At 63.9% G+C, this 16,078-nt stretch carries 17 protein-coding genes; 9 read left to right on the top strand and 8 right to left on the bottom strand.

Annotation, left to right across the window (positions count from 1 at the left end; genetic code table 11):
* Positions 1-24: 24 nt before the first annotated feature.
* On the top strand, positions 25-654 hold the full coding sequence (locus tag CSQ91_RS16895; RefSeq protein WP_099389023.1) for a hypothetical protein: 630 nt from the start codon (positions 25-27) through the stop codon (positions 652-654).
* Here CSQ91_RS16895 and CSQ91_RS16890 read toward each other — a convergent pair.
* Positions 647-2,110, bottom strand: coding sequence for a cryptochrome/photolyase family protein (locus CSQ91_RS16890; RefSeq protein WP_099389022.1), 1,464 nt, complete (start codon positions 2,108-2,110; stop codon positions 647-649). The two genes, CSQ91_RS16895 and CSQ91_RS16890, sit on opposite strands and share 8 nt — an antisense overlap.
* A 442-nt stretch (positions 2,111-2,552) precedes the next feature.
* On the opposite strand from CSQ91_RS16890, the gene CSQ91_RS16885 reads away from it, so the two are divergent.
* From CSQ91_RS16885 to CSQ91_RS16860, 6 genes are all read left to right on the top strand, one after another.
* Positions 2,553-3,155, top strand: a complete 603-nt coding sequence (locus CSQ91_RS16885; RefSeq protein ID WP_034746689.1) for a YqgE/AlgH family protein — start codon at positions 2,553-2,555, stop codon at positions 3,153-3,155.
* A gap of 165 nt (positions 3,156-3,320) precedes the next feature.
* Entirely contained in the window at positions 3,321-3,704 is a 384-nt protein-coding gene (ruvX, locus tag CSQ91_RS16880) for a Holliday junction resolvase RuvX (RefSeq protein ID WP_034747830.1), read from the top strand.
* Between the two features lie 39 nt (positions 3,705-3,743).
* Positions 3,744-4,268 carry a bifunctional pyr operon transcriptional regulator/uracil phosphoribosyltransferase PyrR gene (pyrR, locus tag CSQ91_RS16875; protein WP_034780225.1) on the top strand — a complete coding sequence of 175 codons (525 nt, stop codon included), beginning with the start codon at positions 3,744-3,746 and terminating at the stop codon, positions 4,266-4,268.
* On the top strand, positions 4,261-5,226 hold the full coding sequence (locus CSQ91_RS16870) for an aspartate carbamoyltransferase catalytic subunit (RefSeq protein WP_034746695.1): 966 nt from the start codon (positions 4,261-4,263) through the stop codon (positions 5,224-5,226). Before pyrR ends, CSQ91_RS16870 begins: the two co-directional genes overlap by 8 nt.
* Before the next feature lie 24 nt (positions 5,227-5,250).
* Positions 5,251-6,552 carry a dihydroorotase gene (locus CSQ91_RS16865; protein ID WP_070255919.1) on the top strand — a complete coding sequence of 434 codons (1,302 nt, stop codon included), beginning with the start codon at positions 5,251-5,253 and terminating at the stop codon, positions 6,550-6,552.
* 87 nt (positions 6,553-6,639) lie between these two features.
* Positions 6,640-7,386, top strand: coding sequence for a lysophospholipid acyltransferase family protein (locus CSQ91_RS16860; RefSeq protein WP_099389021.1), 747 nt, complete (start codon positions 6,640-6,642; stop codon positions 7,384-7,386).
* Here CSQ91_RS16860 and CSQ91_RS16855 read toward each other — a convergent pair.
* From CSQ91_RS16855 to CSQ91_RS16825, 7 genes are all read right to left on the bottom strand, one after another.
* Positions 7,383-8,147 carry an ABC transporter permease gene (locus tag CSQ91_RS16855; protein WP_034780216.1) on the bottom strand — a complete coding sequence of 255 codons (765 nt, stop codon included), beginning with the start codon at positions 8,145-8,147 and terminating at the stop codon, positions 7,383-7,385. The two genes, CSQ91_RS16860 and CSQ91_RS16855, sit on opposite strands and share 4 nt — an antisense overlap.
* 2 nt (positions 8,148-8,149) lie before the next feature.
* On the bottom strand, positions 8,150-9,394 hold the full coding sequence (locus tag CSQ91_RS16850; RefSeq protein ID WP_070255916.1) for an ABC transporter substrate-binding protein: 1,245 nt from the start codon (positions 9,392-9,394) through the stop codon (positions 8,150-8,152).
* Between the two features lie 17 nt (positions 9,395-9,411).
* Positions 9,412-10,215: an ABC transporter ATP-binding protein gene (locus tag CSQ91_RS16845; RefSeq protein WP_099389020.1), complete on the bottom strand. Its 804-nt coding sequence runs from the start codon at positions 10,213-10,215 to the stop codon at positions 9,412-9,414.
* Complete coding sequence (locus CSQ91_RS16840) at positions 10,212-11,297, bottom strand: acyl-CoA dehydrogenase family protein (RefSeq protein ID WP_099389019.1); 1,086 nt, start codon at positions 11,295-11,297, stop codon at positions 10,212-10,214. Before CSQ91_RS16840 ends, CSQ91_RS16845 begins: the two co-directional genes overlap by 4 nt.
* A gap of 1 nt (position 11,298) precedes the next feature.
* Positions 11,299-11,853: a carboxymuconolactone decarboxylase family protein gene (locus tag CSQ91_RS16835; RefSeq protein ID WP_070281539.1), complete on the bottom strand. Its 555-nt coding sequence runs from the start codon at positions 11,851-11,853 to the stop codon at positions 11,299-11,301.
* 118 nt (positions 11,854-11,971) lie between these two features.
* Positions 11,972-12,892, bottom strand: coding sequence for an AraC family transcriptional regulator (locus tag CSQ91_RS16830; protein ID WP_034780206.1), 921 nt, complete (start codon positions 12,890-12,892; stop codon positions 11,972-11,974).
* Positions 12,893-12,999: 107 nt separating this feature from the next.
* Positions 13,000-13,839 carry a symmetrical bis(5'-nucleosyl)-tetraphosphatase gene (locus CSQ91_RS16825; RefSeq protein ID WP_070281537.1) on the bottom strand — a complete coding sequence of 280 codons (840 nt, stop codon included), beginning with the start codon at positions 13,837-13,839 and terminating at the stop codon, positions 13,000-13,002.
* Positions 13,840-14,294: 455 nt separating this feature from the next.
* Between CSQ91_RS16825 and CSQ91_RS16820 the strand changes: the two genes are divergently transcribed.
* On the top strand, positions 14,295-14,603 hold the full coding sequence (locus tag CSQ91_RS16820) for an H-NS histone family protein (RefSeq protein WP_034780203.1): 309 nt from the start codon (positions 14,295-14,297) through the stop codon (positions 14,601-14,603).
* A 92-nt stretch (positions 14,604-14,695) separates the two neighbouring features.
* The gene (locus CSQ91_RS16815) at positions 14,696-16,078 is read left to right on the top strand and encodes a phosphomannomutase/phosphoglucomutase (RefSeq protein ID WP_034780201.1); all 1,383 of its coding nucleotides are present in this window, start codon (positions 14,696-14,698) and stop codon (positions 16,076-16,078) included.

Raw genomic sequence — 16,078 nt, 5'->3', positions numbered from 1 at the left:
GTGCATCGCCAAATCAGGAAAACAATGAGCCTTCACGCCAAACTGAAAAAACTCGAAGACAAAGCCATGACCAAAGGTGAGCATGCGGTCGCCGCGGCCGCCGCCCATCTGTTGCAGGATATCGACTCCATCGACAGGCAAATCAACCTCGTCGGGGCGTTGCATGAAGTGGGCTATCTGCAGAACTCGCTGAAGCCCTACTGGAATGCGTTCAGGGCCGATGAGCCGGCATGGATAGTACGCTGCCTGGCAAGGCTGGTCATTGCCGATCATGACTATTGGGCACTCGCCGCGCTGCTGGGGTGCGATGGTCCGGCCACCATCGGCATCGCCATGGGCAAGGGGTTCAAATCCGCCGCGACGAGGCAGTACGAACGTTTTGACAAACCCGCTGTCCATGTCGATACCCTGTATTTGTCAGGCATGGGGAGGGTGCTGCACCCCATATTGGAAGTCGGCTATGACACGCGCGAAATGATCAATGTGGATATGGGAAGGGCGCGGGCACTGAGCCTTGACAATGCGCAATGGCAGTCCGGCGACAAGCTGGGGACGGGCGGACTATCCCTTTCCATGCAGGCGAAACTTCCGCACGGCGCCTGGCGGTCGGTGTGGACGCCGTTCACCGCACAGGAAGCCGGTGGTCCTACTTGACCACTTTGACCACTTCATAACGCTCCAGGGTCTCCTTGCGCGCCTCGTCGTGCTGCACCAGCGGTTCCGGATAATCGCGCCCCAGCATGATGTTTTTTTGCTCGAGCAGCATGCGCGGCACCAGCCAGGGGGCGTGGATTTCCTTGTCGCCCAGCGCCTTCAGCTGCGGCAGGTAGCGGCGGATGAAGCGCCCGCTGGCATCGAATTTTTCCGACTGCGTGACGGGGTTGAAGATGCGGAAGTAGGGCTGCGCATCGCAGCCGGACGACGAGGCCCATTGCCAGCCGCCGTTGTTCGAGGCCAGGTCGAAGTCATTCAGGTGCAGCGCGAAATACGCTTCGCCGCGGCGCCAGTCGATGCCCAGATCCTTGATCAGAAAGCAGGCCGTGACCATGCGCAGGCGGTTGTGCATGTAGCCCGTCTGGTTCAGCTGCGCCATCGCCGCATCCACCAGCGGATAGCCGGTGCGCCCCTCGCACCAGGCGGCAAACAAGGCATCGGCCTCGGGGCCCGTTTCCCAGGCGATGGCGTCGTAGGCGGGTTTGAAGGCGCCGCCTTCCACGTGCGGGTTCTGGTACAAAATCATGGCATAGAAATCGCGCCAGATCAGTTCCGCCAGCCACACGGGCGCGCCATCGCTGCCACCGCCGCGGTCCATCAGGTCGACCACGGTGCGCACCAGATAGCGCAGCGACACGGTGCCGAAGCGCAGATGCATGGACAGGTAGGATGGCCCCTTCAGGGCGGGAAAATCGCGCGCCACGTCATAGCGGGCCACGCGCGGCAGGAAATCCTCGAACAGTTGACTGGCGCCCGCCATGCCGGTGGGGATGGCCAGTTCGGCCAGGTTGCTGGCCTCGAAACCCAGTTCGCCCAGGGTGGGCAGGGGCGCCGGCGTGCCGGCGCGCGGCGGCGCCAGGCTGGCCGCATGCGGCTCGATATCGAACGGCGCCAGACAGGCGGGTTCGGCGCGCATTTTCTTCAGCCAGGCATTCTTGTACGGCGTGTAGACGGTATACGGCTTGGCCGAGAGCGTCAGCACCTCGTCCTTTTCAAAGATGACCTGGTCCTTGAAACTGAACCACAGGCGCGCGTCGCGCGTGAGCGCGGCGGCCACGCCGGCATCGCGCGCGATCGCTTGCGGCTCGTAGTCGTGGTTGGCAAAAACGGCGTCGGCGTTCAACTCGGCGGCCAGGCGCGGGATGGTCTCGGCCGCGTCCGCGTGCAGCACGATCAGGTCGCCGCCCAGCTGGCGCAGCTCGCTGGCGAGCTCGGCCACGCTGGCATGGATGAAGTCGACCCGCCGGTCGCGGCGCGGCAGCGCTGCCAGGATGGCGGTGTCGTACACGAAGACGCAATGCACGGCCTGGCTCTGGCGCAGGGCGTGATGCAGTGCAGCATGGTCAAACGCGCGCAGATCGCGCCGGAACCACACCAGGGAAGTCTTGATTGTCATTATTTCGCGTGTTCAGGGTCAAAGATAGGCGATTTTTTGCCGCCAACAGGGCTTTATGGCCGCTCGCGTCGTGCCTTTGGCGTCGCTGCGGCGGCAATTCAGTGTAAACTACCGGGTATGTTCATGGTGCTTTATGTGCGACAGCGATTTTGCAATCAATTTTACAATTGGCATTGAAATGCGCTTGCAGGGAAAGCGACGTTTCCTATCAAGCAAGTCACTGAGCGTGCAGGATGTCGCCGCATGGTACAGCAAATTGATAACTAATTTATAACATAACAAGAATAGCGCCTGGCAATACGGTTCCCGCCGCCCAGCATTCGCGGCAGGATGTGCCAGGCGTACGATAGCGGGGTAAGCGAGACTTGCCAGCAAGCCCACAGAGAGAGCATCGCGTATGAAAAAGAGTAAAATCGACCAGACTCTACCAGGACATCGTCTGATGCAGGGTGTGGGAGAGCCGGCCGCGACCGGTTCCTCCACCCTGAATCTGGCCAACCATTTCCTGATTGCGATGCCGGCCATGCAAGATCCGATCTTCGGCGGCACGGTCGTGTACGTGTGTGAACATAATGAAAACGGCGTGCTGGGCGTCGTCATCAACAAGCCCACCGACATGACCATGGAAGTGCTGTTCGACCGCATCGACCTGAAACTGGCGGCCGGCAGCGACACGCCCATCATCAACGAACCGATCATGTTCGGCGGCCCCGTGCAGGACGACCGCGGCTTCGTGCTGCACACGCCGGGCGCGCGCTATTCCTCGTCGCTGACGGTGACCGATGAAGTGGCGTTTACCACGTCGATCGACGTGCTCGAAGCCGTCGCCAAGGGCGATGGCCCCGAGCGCATGCTGGTCTCGATCGGCTATTCGGGCTGGAGCCCGGGCCAGCTGGAAGACGAGATCGGCCGCAACGGCTGGCTGACGGTAGGCGCCTCGGCCGACATCCTGTTCGACTTCCCCATCGAGCAGCGCTACGTGGCGGCCATCAAGTTGCTCGGTATCGATCCGCTCATGCTGGCGAGCGAGGCCGGACACGCATGAGGTGGATGCCATAAACCTACTGCGCAGCCCACTTTCGGGCATCCGTTGCTCGCTGTACCTTCGTACAGCTCCGCTACTCAACCCGACATTGAGCTTGCTCGCTACGGTTTCTGGCACCACCTATGTTGATCTTTATTATGGAAAAATGCTGTGACGAGTGACGCCATCGACACCATCCTCGCCTTCGATTTCGGCTTGAAGCGCATCGGCGTGGCCATCGGCAATACCATGATTTGCCAGGCCAAGCCGCTCAGCGTGATCACGGCCACGGCGAACGAGCCGAAGTTTGCCGCCATCGATAGCCTGATCAAGGAGTGGGGCGCCAGCCGCATCGTGGTGGGCTTGCCCAGCCATCCCGATGGCACGGAACACGAGATGAGCGCGCGCTGCCGCCGTTTCGCCAACCAGGTGCATGGCCGCTTCAACCTGCCGGTGGAACTGGTCGATGAGCGTTACTCCTCGGCCGTCATCGCCGCCAAGCGCGGTGAAGTGATCGACGACCGCGCCGCCGCCATCATCCTGCAACAGTATTTCGACGCGAATTATTAATCTGACCCTAGACTTCCTCCCTGAATGATCAAGAACTCTATGCCGCATCCTACGAATCCTTCCCAACTCGACGCCGAGGCCCTGTACGCGGTCTTGCTGCAGCAAGTGCAGAGCGGCCTGGCGGGCATCCCCAACGTGGCCATCGTCGGCATCCATTCGGGCGGTGCCTGGCTGGCCGAACGCCTGGCGCGCGACCTGAACCTGCTCGACCGCCTGGGTGTGCTCGATGTCTCGTTCTACCGCGACGACTTTGCGCAGAAGGGCCTGCATGCGGACGTCAAGCCGACGCAGATCAGTTTTGACGTGGCCGGCGCCACCATCCTGCTGGTCGACGACGTGCTGTACACGGGCCGCACCACGCGCGCGGCCATCAACGAATTGTTCGACTACGGCCGCCCGGCGAAGATCATGCTGGCCGCGCTGGTCGACCGCGGCGAGCGCCAGTTGCCGGTGGCCGCCGATTTCGTGGCCGCCTTCACAGCCGTGCCGCCGGGCCAGGCCCTGGTCCTGAAGCAAGCCGACGATGGAAAATTCACGCTCACCATAGATACCCACCATGCTTAATCCGCAACTGAATAAACACGGCGAACTGCAACATCTGCTGACGATCGAAGGCTTGCCGAAGTCTATCGTCAACCACATTCTCGATACCGCTTCCTCGTTCGTCGGTATTTCCGACCGCGATGTGAAAAAGGTGCCGCTGATGCGCGGCAAGAGCGTTTTCAATCTGTTCTTTGAAAACTCCACGCGCACCCGCACCACCTTCGAGATCGCCTCGAAGCGCCTGTCGGCCGACGTCATCAACCTGAACATCCAGGCGTCGTCGGCCAGCAAGGGCGAGTCCCTGCTCGACACTATCGACAACCTGTCGGCCATGCATGCCGACATGTTCGTCGTGCGCCATGCGCAATCGGGCGCGCCCTACCTGATCGCCAAGCACCTGATCGACACCAAGCAGCCGCACGTCCACGTCGTCAACGCGGGCGACGGACGCCATGCGCACCCGACCCAGGGCTTGCTCGACATGTACACGATCCGCCACTACAAGAAGGATTTCACGAATCTGACGGTGGCCATCGTAGGCGACATCCTGCACAGCCGCGTGGCCCGTTCCGACATCCACGCGCTGACCACGCTGGGCGTGCCGGAAGTGCGCGCCATCGGCCCGCACACCCTGCTGCCGGGCGGCCTGGAACAGATGGGCGTGCGCACCTTCACCAACATGGATGAAGGCCTCAAGGGCGTCGACGTGATCATCATGCTGCGCCTGCAAAATGAACGCATGAGCGGCGCGCTGCTGCCATCGGCACAGGAATACTTCAAGAGCTATGGCTTGACGCCCGAGCGCCTGGCGCTGGCGAAACCGGACGCCATCGTCATGCATCCGGGCCCGATGAACCGCGGCGTGGAAATCGATTCGGCCGTGGCCGACGGTCCGCAGGCGGTGATCCTGCCGCAGGTGACCTTCGGTATCGCCGTGCGCATGGCGGTGATGAGTATTTTGGCTGGTAATCAGGGCTGATAGCCCAAGGACGAGTAAGCGAGCATGACGACACTACATATCAAGAACGGCCACCTGATCGACCCTGCCAACGGCATCGATGGCTTGCAAGACCTGTTTATCGCCGACGGCAAGGTGCTGGCCGTGGGCAGCGCCCCGGCCGGTTTCAAGGCCGACACCACGTTTGACGCGGCCGGCCTGGTGGTTTCCCCCGGCCTGGTCGACCTGTCCGCGCGCCTGCGCGAGCCGGGTTACGAATACAAGGCGACCCTGGAATCGGAATTGCAGGCGGCTCTCCAAGGCGGCGTCACGAGCCTGGTATGCCCGCCCGACACCGACCCCGTGCTGGACGAGCCGGGCCTGGTGGAAATGCTGAAATACCGCGCCAAGACGCAGAACAAGGCGCACGTGCACCCGCTGGGCGCGCTGACCATGGGCTTGAAGGGCAAGTCGCTGACGGAAATGGCGGAACTGACGGAAGCGGGCTGCATCGGCTTCGCGCAAGCGGAAGAGCCGATCGAAGACACCACCGTGCTGCTGCGCGCCATGCAGTACGCGAATACCTTCGGCTACACCGTCTGGCTGCGTCCGCAGGACCCGCATATCGGCCGCGGCGGCATCGCCCACAGCGGCCCGCTGGCGTCGCGCCTGGGGCTGTCCGGCGTGCCCGTGATGTCCGAAACCATCGCCCTGCACACGATTTTCGAATTGATGCGCGCCAGCCGCGCGCGCGTGCACCTGTGCCGCATCTCGTCGGCGGCCGGCCTGGAACTGATCCGTGCGGCCAAGGCCGAAGGCTTGCCCGTCACCTGCGACGTGGGCGTGCACCATGTGCACCTGACGGACGCCGATATCGGCTTCTTCGACCCGAATGCGCGCGTCACGCCGCCGTTCCGCAGCCAGCGCGACCGCGATGCGATCCGCGCCGGCCTGTTTGACGGCACGGTCGACGCCATGTGCTCGGACCATACGCCTGTCGATGACGATGAAAAACTGCTGCCGTTCGGCGAAGCGTCGCCCGGTGCCACGGGGCTCGAGCTGCTGCTGTCGCTGGCCCTGAAATGGGCCGACGACTATGCGCTGGCGCAGCCGCAAGCGGGCGCCCGTCCGCTGGCGCGCGCCGTGGCCAAGGTCACGGCCGACGCGGCCCGTGTCGCCGGCATCCCGGCCGGCAGCCTGGCCGTGGGCGAAGCGGCCGACATCTGCGTCTTCGATCCCGCCGCGCGCTGGACCGTGTCGTCGGCGTCGCTGGCCAGCCAGGGCAAGCACACGCCTTTCCTCGGCTATGAGCTGAGCGGCATCGTCAAGGCGACCATCGTTGCCGGACAGGTGGCGTTTCAGCGTTAAAAAATCAGATCCATGGACCGGGGCGCGCTGCCCCGGCATCCCTTGTCTGCTCCCGGATTTCGGTTCTGGTTTATTTGTTGGTGTGATTTGAAACTTCTGCTTACCTACCGCCTCGCGCGCATCGCCATTCACCTGGGCTGCGGCATGGCCAAGAGCGCCGTGCTCTTTCCCTGGCTGGACCTGGAGGGGCGCAACCGGCGGATCCGCCGCTGGTCGACGCAACTGCTCGACATCTGCGGCGTGCACGTGGCGCAGCCGGCAGACAGCGTGCCGGCACTCGACCATGCGATGGTGGTGGCGAACCACGTTTCGTGGCTCGATATCTTCGTCATCAATGCCGTCCACCCCTGCCGTTTCGTCGCCAAGGCGGAAATCCGCGCCTGGCCGATCCTGGGCTGGCTGGCGGGGCGTGCCGGCACCATCTTCATTTCGCGCGGCAGCAAGCGCGACCTGCGTTTGATTTTCCAGGGCCTGGTGGATAAATTGACGGCGGGCGAGCGCATTGCGTTCTTCCCCGAAGGCACGACCGCCGCGCAAGGACAGATACTGCCGTTTCACGCCAACCTGTTCGAGGCGGCCATCGACGCGCAAGTGCCGGTGCAGCCGTTCGCGCTCGTGTATGTTGATGACAAGGGAGCCTTGCATCACGCCGTCGACTTCATCGGCGACATGAGCTTTGCGCAAAGCATGGTGGCGATTCTGAGCGGCCCGCCCATCACGGCGCGCCTGACCTGTCTGGCGCCAGTGGCGACGCTCGACGCGCACCGCCGTGAACTGGCAGCGGCAACGCAGGCGACTATCGCCGCCACGCTGCCGCTGGACCAGGCGGCTTAGTTCTTCACGTGCAGCCAGCGCGCATGCGCGGCGCGGGCCAGGTAGTCGAGGATGAAACCGAGTATGCCGATCAGCACGATGGCGGCCATCAGCTCCGAATACGCGAGCCGGTCGCGCGTGTCGAGGATGAAGTAGCCGAGGCCCGCCGACACGCCCAGCATTTCCGCCGGTACCAGCACGATCCAGATGATGCCGATGGCCAGGCGCACGCCCGTCAGGATATCGGCCGTAATGCCCGGCAAAATCACCTTGAAGACGATCTCGCTGCGCGTGGCCGACAGGCTGCGGGCCAGCAGCAGCCAGTTCGGATCGAGCCGCGCCACGCCGGCCGCCGTATTGAGCAGGATCGGCCAGACGGCCGCAAACGCCAGCAGGAAGTACACGGGCGCGTCACCGACACCGAGCACCATCACGGCAATCGGCATCCACGATAACGGCGAAATCATGCGCAGCAGCTGGAACAGCGGCATGGCCGCGCCGGAAAAGCTCTTCGACATGGCCACCAGCACGCCCAGCGGCACGCCGATGACGATGGCCAGTCCCAGGCCCACGGCTACCCTTTGCAGGCTCAGTACCACGTGCAGCCAGATATCCGAACCGCCCACCATCTCCTGGAACGCCAGCGCCGTGGGCAAGGGCGCGAAGGCGGTGGCGATCGGCGTGGATTTCTCCAGCGCCGTCACGCCCATGGACCACAGCAGCAAGGCACAGGCCAGCCCCACCAGGGGCAGGCCGAACTTCGTGAACAACTTGCTTGCCATCGTCAGACCGCCACGGTTTCGCTGCGCAGCAGGTTGGCCGGCAAGCCGAAGGCGGCCGGGCCGCCGACTGCCGTGATGGCCTTGCGCACGAAGCGGTCATCGACCAGGTCGCGCGCGGCGAACTTCGGATCGAGGTTGGCCAGGAAGCGCGTATCGCCTTCGACCTTGGTGCGGCCGATGGCGCGCACCAGCTCTTCCGTGTACGAGGCGAACGGATATGGCTGGAAGTCGATGCGGCGCTGCTGCCAGTTCTTGTGCACGATCAGACCCTGTTTTTCATAGCTGGCGTAATCGGTGGTGGCCAGCACCTTCGTCAGCACTTGCAGCGGATGCGGCGTGTAGCGGTGCTCGCCCACGTTCGACAGCAGCTTGGCCGTGTCGACCTGGTTCGATCGCGTCCACAGCTGCGCCTTGACGATGGCGTTGGTGACCTTTTGCGCCCATTCGGGACGCGTGTTGATGTCGCGTTCGGACAGGAACGTGACGCAGCATGCATGGTTTTTCCACACGTCGCCCGAGAAGCGCAGGATCTTGCCGATGCCGGCGTTTTCCGCCGCCGCATTGAACGGCTCGGCCACGATGTAGCCGGCAATCGACTTGCTGGCCAGCGCGGAGACCATTTCGGCCGGCGCCAGCACGATCAGATTGACCTCATTCGATTTGATGGCTGCGTTGCGCGCGCGCGTGACCGGGGTCAAGCCATTGGCGCTCAGGATTTGCTGCAACAGGATGTTGTGGATCGAGTACCAGAATGGGATGGCGACCGTGCGGCCGCCCAGGTCGGAGACCTTGTTGATCTCGTTGGCCACCGTCAGCGCGGAACCGTTGACGTGGTTCCATGCGACGACTTTCGCGGGGAACTTGGCGCCGTAGCGCACCCACAGGGTGGCCGGCGACAGCAGGTGGATGACGTTGACCTGGCCGGCGACGAAGGCTTCGATGATCTGCGCCCAGCTGCGGAACAGGCGCGGCGTTTCCGCCTGCAAGCCCTCGGCCTCGAACAGCTTGCGGGCGTGCGCGACGAGCAGCGGGGTGGCGTCGGTAATCGGCAGGTAGCCGATCTTCACGGGTTGGTCGTCGCCTTTCGGACCTTGCTGGGCCATGGCGTCGCCGGCGAACAGCAGCGGCGAGGCGACGCTGGCCGTGGCCAGGGCCGACATGCGCAGGAAGTCGCGCCGCGTCAGGCCGCAATCGCAATCGGACGAGGCGCAGATGTGCAGGGGTTTGTTTTGGTCTTCGAATGTCATGGGAATGTTCCGGTCGATTAATGGGGAGCAAAGGCGGGCGTTTGATCATGCTTTTGAAGCGCCTGCAGGGCGTCGAGGATGTCCATCTTGAGGGCGATCACGTCGGCGCTGTGGCCGATGCGCGGCTGGGCGATGGCGACGGGCCATTCGCGCACGATGTTGCCCGGCTTGCCGCCCATGAGCAAGATGCGGTCGGCCACGAGGATCGCTTCATCGATATCGTGCGTGACGAGCAGCACGGCCGTGTGCCAGCGGTGCACCACGTCGACCAGCAGCGACTGCATCTCGGCGCGCGTGATGGCGTCGAGCGCGGAAAACGGTTCATCGGCAAACAGCAGTTCCGGTTCGCGCGCCAGCGCACGGGCCAGCGCCACGCGCTGCGCCATGCCGCCCGACAGGGCGGACGGGTACAGTTTTTCGCGGCCCTTCAAGCCGACCGCTTCGATGGCTTGCGCCACGCGCGCCTGGTGCGCCTCGCGCGTTAGCTGCGGCTGGTGCTTGAAGTCCAGGCCAAAACCGGCGTTGCCCGTGACATTCAGCCAGGGCAAGAGGCTCGCCTGCTGGAAGACGAGGGCGCTGCGCGGATCCGGTTCGCGCATGGGCGCATCGAGGAACTGGATCTCGCCCGTCGATGGCGGCTGCAAGCCGGCCAGCACGCGCAGCAGGCTCGATTTACCGCAGCCGCTGCCGCCCAGCAGGCAGACGATTTCACGCTTGCGCACGCCCAGCGAGACGTGCTGGAACACAGGCGCTGTGCCGGGATAGGCGTAGCTCAGGTCCTGCGCCTGCAGCGCCCAGTCTTGCGCTTCCGCTGCCGTCATGCCGGGGCTCCCGCCGCCTTGGCAGCCTGCTGGCTGTCGAACAGCTGCAAGGCCGCCTGCAATTGCGTCAGGCTGGGAGTGACGATGGGGATGAACGACGATTCGCGCCAGCGGCGGGCAAAGCCCTGCTGCTCGGCGTTCAGGTAGGCGCGCCCGCCCATGGCTTGCAGTTCCAGCATCAGCGCCTGCTGCAGCACGTCGGCCAGTTGTATGCGCAGGCGGAACATGGCTGGCGCCTGCGTCTGGAAGCGGCCATCATGCACGCCGGCCAGCAGCGTAGCGACGGCGTTTTCCAGGGTGGCTTGCAGCGCTTCGATGCGGGGCGTGAGCTGGTTGCGCGAGCCGGCGGAAATCTGCGCCGCTTTTGCCAGGCTGGCGCGCGCCAGGCCGATCGACAGGCCGCACTGCATGCCGAGGAACGATGGGCGCACCTGCGGCAGCCAGGCTGGCGCATTGTCGCTGATGATGTCCGCGGCGGGAATGTGCACCTGCGCCAGCTTGACGGAAGCCGTATTGCTGCCGCGCAGGGCGATCAGGTCCAGGTCTTCGTTGCGCTTGACGCCTGCCGTGCCGCTGTCGAAGGCGACGATGACGGGGGGCGCGCCGTCGTTCGGCGCCACGGCGGCCGCCGCGACAAAGCCCGCCTTGCGCAAGTTCGTCACCCAGGCCAGGCCGCCGTCGACCAGCAGGCCGTCATCATGGCGCGCGCCCGTGATCTGCAGCTGCTCGATGCCGGACAAGAATTTCATGGCGTTCGACAAACCGCTGGCGCCCGCTTGCGTGCCTGCCAGCAGGCCTGGCAAGCGGCGCTCGGCCAACGCGCGGTTCTCGCTTTGCAGCAGGAATTCGATGAAGCAGCGCTGGCCCCAGAAAACAAAAGCTGCCGTCACCGATTGCTCGGCCACTTTGGCGATGGCGTCGATGGCGTCGCGTACGTCGCCGCCAGCGCCGCCATGTGCCTGCGGCACGCCGATGGCCAGCAGCTGGTCGCCAGCGAGGGCCGGCAAAACGGTTTCAGCCAGTTCCGATGATTGGTCAAGCTGGTCGGCATGCATGTGCAGCCAGTGATTGAGGCGGCCCATGTCAGACGGCGCCAGGCAGGTAGGGCGTCAACTGCGGATTGACGGGCGTGCCGGCCAGGCTGTTGGAGAAATTGCACAGGGTGGCCAGGCTGATGCCCAGCACGACTTCCAGCGCCTGCTGTTCGTCGTAGCCGGCGGCCAGGAAGGCTTGATATTCGCTGTCGGCGACGGCGCCGCGCGTGGCGATGACGGCCGTGGCGAAGGCGGCGACGGCGTCCAGTTTGATGTCGCCCGTCGGCTGGCCGTGCTGCAGGGCGCGCACCGTGTCCGGTGTCTGGCCCGCTTTTTTCAGCGAGATGGCACTATGGCCGGCGATGCAGAAATCGCAGCCATGGATGCGCGCTGCCGTGATTTGCACCACTTCGCGTTCCATCAGGCTCAGGCTGGCGCGTCCATTGATGCCGGAGACGGTCAGATAGGTTTCCAGGGCCAGCGGGGCATTGGCCAGCACGCCGATCAGGTTGGGCAGGAAGCCATTGTTGGCGATGGCCTTTTCCACGAAGGGACGGCTATCGGCCGGAGCGGTATCGAGAGTGTGCAGCGTCAGACGGGACATGGGGTACCTTGCTAAGTTGGTAAGTCACCCGGCCATTATATCGGCCATGCCGTGCGCGCAACAGACGTCAGCGTCGCCCTTTTGTGCTCGTTCGTCTGCGATTGTGAGATCCTTGATTTCAGCTGGCCAGCTGGCGCAGGCGCTGGTCGCGCCGGTAGGCGCCCGGCTGCTCGCCCGTGACCCGCTTGAAGGCGCGCGTAAAGGCGGCGTGCGAGCGGTAGCCCACCAGTTCGGCCGCGCGTTCGACGGAGACGCCGTCGTGCAGCCGGCGCGCCGCGATCTTCATGCGCAGCAGGAGCAGGAACTGGGCCGGCGAGTGGCCGCTGGCGCTGGCGAAATGCTTGCAGAAGCTGGCGCGCGACATGCACGCTGCCTTGGCCATGTTCTCGATCGACCAGTCGGCGGCGGGGGCGTCGAGCATGCGTTCGAGCAGCGGCGAAAACGCGGGCTGGTGCAGCAGCGACAGCAGGCCGGCCGCCACCTGCTCGCCCTGCGCCACATGGCGGATCAGGTAAAAAAACAGCAGTTCGACCAGGCGCGCGATGAGCGGCGACGGTTGTTCCGGATCGCCGCCCGCTTCCGCCAGGATCAGGTCGAACAGCGCGGCGGCGGCGCTGAAGGCGGGCGCGTCGCCGCGTATCAGCAGATATGGCGGGAAGGAGTCGACGATCAGCGCTGAGAGGGCACCGCGAAATTGAAAGAAGCCGCAGGCCAGCGCCGTCGCCGGCAGTTTCGTGGGCGCCTGCAGCGGCAGCATGGCTTGCGCGCTGACCGCCTGCAGCGGGTCGCTGTGGGGACTCAGAAAGTGCGGCAAGTCGCGCAGCAGGAAGACGCCGTCGCGCGGGCCGAGCGCGATTGGCGCCGCGCCATCGAGGTGCAGATAGCAGTGGCCATCGAGCACCAGGTGAAAGCTGCCCAGTTCCCGGCCTGCCGTGGAGGCGCGCCAGCGACCGCAGTACTGGCCCACATGCAGGACGGCGGTGTCGAGTTCCAGGCTGCCGAGCAGCCAGCGCGCCAGTCTGTCGGTATCAGGGGACATGGGATAGCACAGGCAAAAGCTGCATCATAAAAGTTGCATCATAAGGGCCACGCGCGGCAAGGCCAACGACCGATTTCGACTAAGCATATGCGCGCCATGCTTGTCACTTACCGCTTGCCGCTGTGCTGCTGGAAGGCAGGGCAGTCGACTTGCAGCAGCGAGCGGTCTTCCAGACACACGGCCGACAGTTTTCCGCCCCACACGCAGCCGCTATCGAGGCCAATCAGGTGTGGCCGCAACTGCAGTCCCAGCGCCGACCAGTGGCCGAAGACGATGGTGTCGCCAGCGCTGCGCCGTCCCGGCACGTCGAACCACGGCAGCAGGCCGGAGCCGGGCGGCGGGCTGCCGCTTTCCTTCATCTTGAAGTCCATCACGCCGTCCGGCGTGCAAAAGCGCAGCCGCGTCATGGCGTTGATGATGCAGCGCAGCCGGTCGGCGCCCTGCAGGTCGTCGCTCCAGGCGGCCGGCTCGTTGCCGTACATGGTGCGCAGGAACGCCACCCAGCCGTCGCTGCGCAGCATGGCGGACACTTCCCCGCTCAGCGACAGGGCCTGGGCAGCGCTCCATTGCGGCAGCAAGCCCGCATGCACGAGTACATGGCCGTCGTGTTCCAGTGCCAGTGGCCGTTGGCGCAGCCAGGCGAGCAATTCCTCGCGGTCGGGCGCATCGAGGATCTCGGCCAGCGTATCGGACGCATGCTCGGGGCGGATGCCGTTGGCCACGGCCAGCAGGTGCAAGTCATGGTTGCCCAAAACGCTGTCGGCCAGGCCCTGCCGCGCCAGCGCATGCACGTGGCGCAGGGTGGCCAGCGATGCGGGGCCGCGATTGATCAGGTCGCCCGCGAACAGCAGGCGGTAGGGGCCATCCGCTGCCGCCTGGATCCGTTCGATCAGCTCGACGGTTTGTGCGTGGCAGCCTTGCAGATCGCCGATAAAGTAAGTTTTCATATGTGCCGGGGTGAAGTGAACTACGCGCCTGCATTATAAGCATGCCAGCCCTTTGGCGTTGGGTACATTGCGGGGCTGCGAGCAATTGCGCGCATGGCCGGCGGGAAGAAAAAAGCGGATGCCGATTATGCCGCATGGGGATTTAATAGGGCTGCATTTCCCGCTGCCGTACATCGATAATAATCGGCCAGCGCTTTTATCGGCATGGATGGCTGCGCCATGCCAGCCTTGCAAGCGGCATGCGCAGCCATTCCGGAATGCCACGCATCCTTGTTTATTTATTTTTCACGCGTGCTTTCGGCATATTCTTCATTGAATCTTAATGTTGAGCAGATAAATACGCTGATGGCCGCGATTCAATAGTTGATGGATTATGCAACGGTGCGCAGCTGTTTATACAATGTAGTATATTTCCCGTAATTTTATTATTTAAATTAATGTAAAGGATGTACCGGATGGATCTGTCAACGATGACAATGCTGGAATTGCGCAAGCTGGAAGATAATGTGAAGCAGGAATTGAACGGCCGCGAGCGCGAAGACTTGAACAAGGCGCGCGAACAGATCATGGCCATCGCGCAGCAGGCGGGCATTCCGCTGAAACAGCTGATACTCGATGGTTTGCACCCGCGCACGGGCAAGGTCGCGGTGCGTTACCGCCACCCTGACAATGCGACCGAGCAATGGACAGGCCGTGGCCGCCAGCCGCTGTGGGTCAAGCAGTGGGTGGAATCGGGCAAGTCGATCGATCTGCTGCGCGTATAATTCGGTATACTCTTGGCGCAGTAGCAAGCTGTCAGCCGCTCGCTGCACCTTGCCAGGCACCCTACTATTCCCTTACTTATACCGCCCACACCATGCTTCCATTGTCCAGAACGATCTTCAAGGCCTACGATATCCGCGGCATCATCGCTAAAACCCTCGATGCCAGCGTGGCGCACAAGATCGGTCAGGCATTTGGCCAGGCAGCCCTGGCCAAGGGCGAGCAGCGGGTCGTGATCGGCCGCGATGGCCGCCTGTCGGGACCGGAATTGACGGCAGCGCTGGCGCAGGGCTTGCAAGCGGCAGGCATCGATGTGATCGACCTGGGCGTGGTGGCTACGCCGATGGTTTATTTCGGCACGAATGTGCTCGACACGCGCTCCGGCATCATGGTCACGGGCAGCCACAATCCGCCCGACTACAACGGCTTCAAGATGGTGCTGGCCGGTGAAGCCATTCACGGCGAAGCGATCCAGGCCCTGTACCACAGCATCGTCGCGCACGACGGCAGCGCCAGCAGCACACCGGGCAGCTATGCCACGCACGATATCCGCGCCGCTTACCTGGAGCGCATCCTGGGCGACGTCAAGCTGGCGCGCCCGATCAAGATCGCCGTCGACTGCGGCAATGGCGTGGCCGGCGCATTCGCGGGCGACCTGTTCCGTGGCATGGGCTGCGAAGTCATCGAACTGTTCTGCGAAGTCGATGGCAATTTCCCGAACCACCACCCGGACCCGGCGCATCCGGAAAACCTGCAAGACCTGATCCGCTGCCTGGCCGAGACGGATGCCGAAATCGGCATCGCCTTCGACGGCGACGGCGACCGCCTGGGCGTGGTCACCAAGGATGGCCAGATCATCTACCCTGACCGCCAGATGATGCTGTTTGCCGCCGACGTGCTGACCCGCCACCCAGGCGCGCAGATTTTGTATGACGTGAAATGCACGCGCCACTTGGCGCCGTGGATCAGCAAGCATGGCGGCGTGCCGCTGATGTACAAGACGGGCCACTCGCTGGTGAAAGCCAAGCTGCGGGAAACGGGCGCGCCGCTGGGCGGCGAAATGAGCGGCCACATCTTCTTCAAGGACCGCTGGTACGGTTTCGACGACGGCCTGTATTCGGCTGCGCGCCTGCTGGAAATCCTCACGCGCGAAGCGGATCCGTCAAGCCTGCTCAATTCCCTGCCGCAGTCCGACAGCACGCCGGAACTGCACCTGGAACTGAAGGAGGGCGAGAACGTCGCGCTGATGGACATGCTGCGCCGCGACGCCGTCTTCCCCGGCAATGAACAGATCATCACTATCGACGGCTTGCGCGTGGAATACGCGGACGGCTTCGGCCTTGCCCGCTCGTCGAACACCACGCCGGTGATCGTCATGCGCTTCGAAGCGGAAACGCCGGAAGCCCTGGCGCGCATCCAGGGACAGTTCAAGAGCGTGATCCTGGCGGCCAAGCCAGACGCTGTCCTGCCGTTCTGA

This window comes from Janthinobacterium sp. BJB301 (assembly GCF_002735685.1).
Lineage (GTDB): Bacteria > Pseudomonadota > Gammaproteobacteria > Burkholderiales > Burkholderiaceae_D > Janthinobacterium > Janthinobacterium lividum.
The sequence above is the reverse complement of the archived record's forward strand: the minus strand, read 5'-3'. Positions and strand labels throughout refer to the sequence as shown.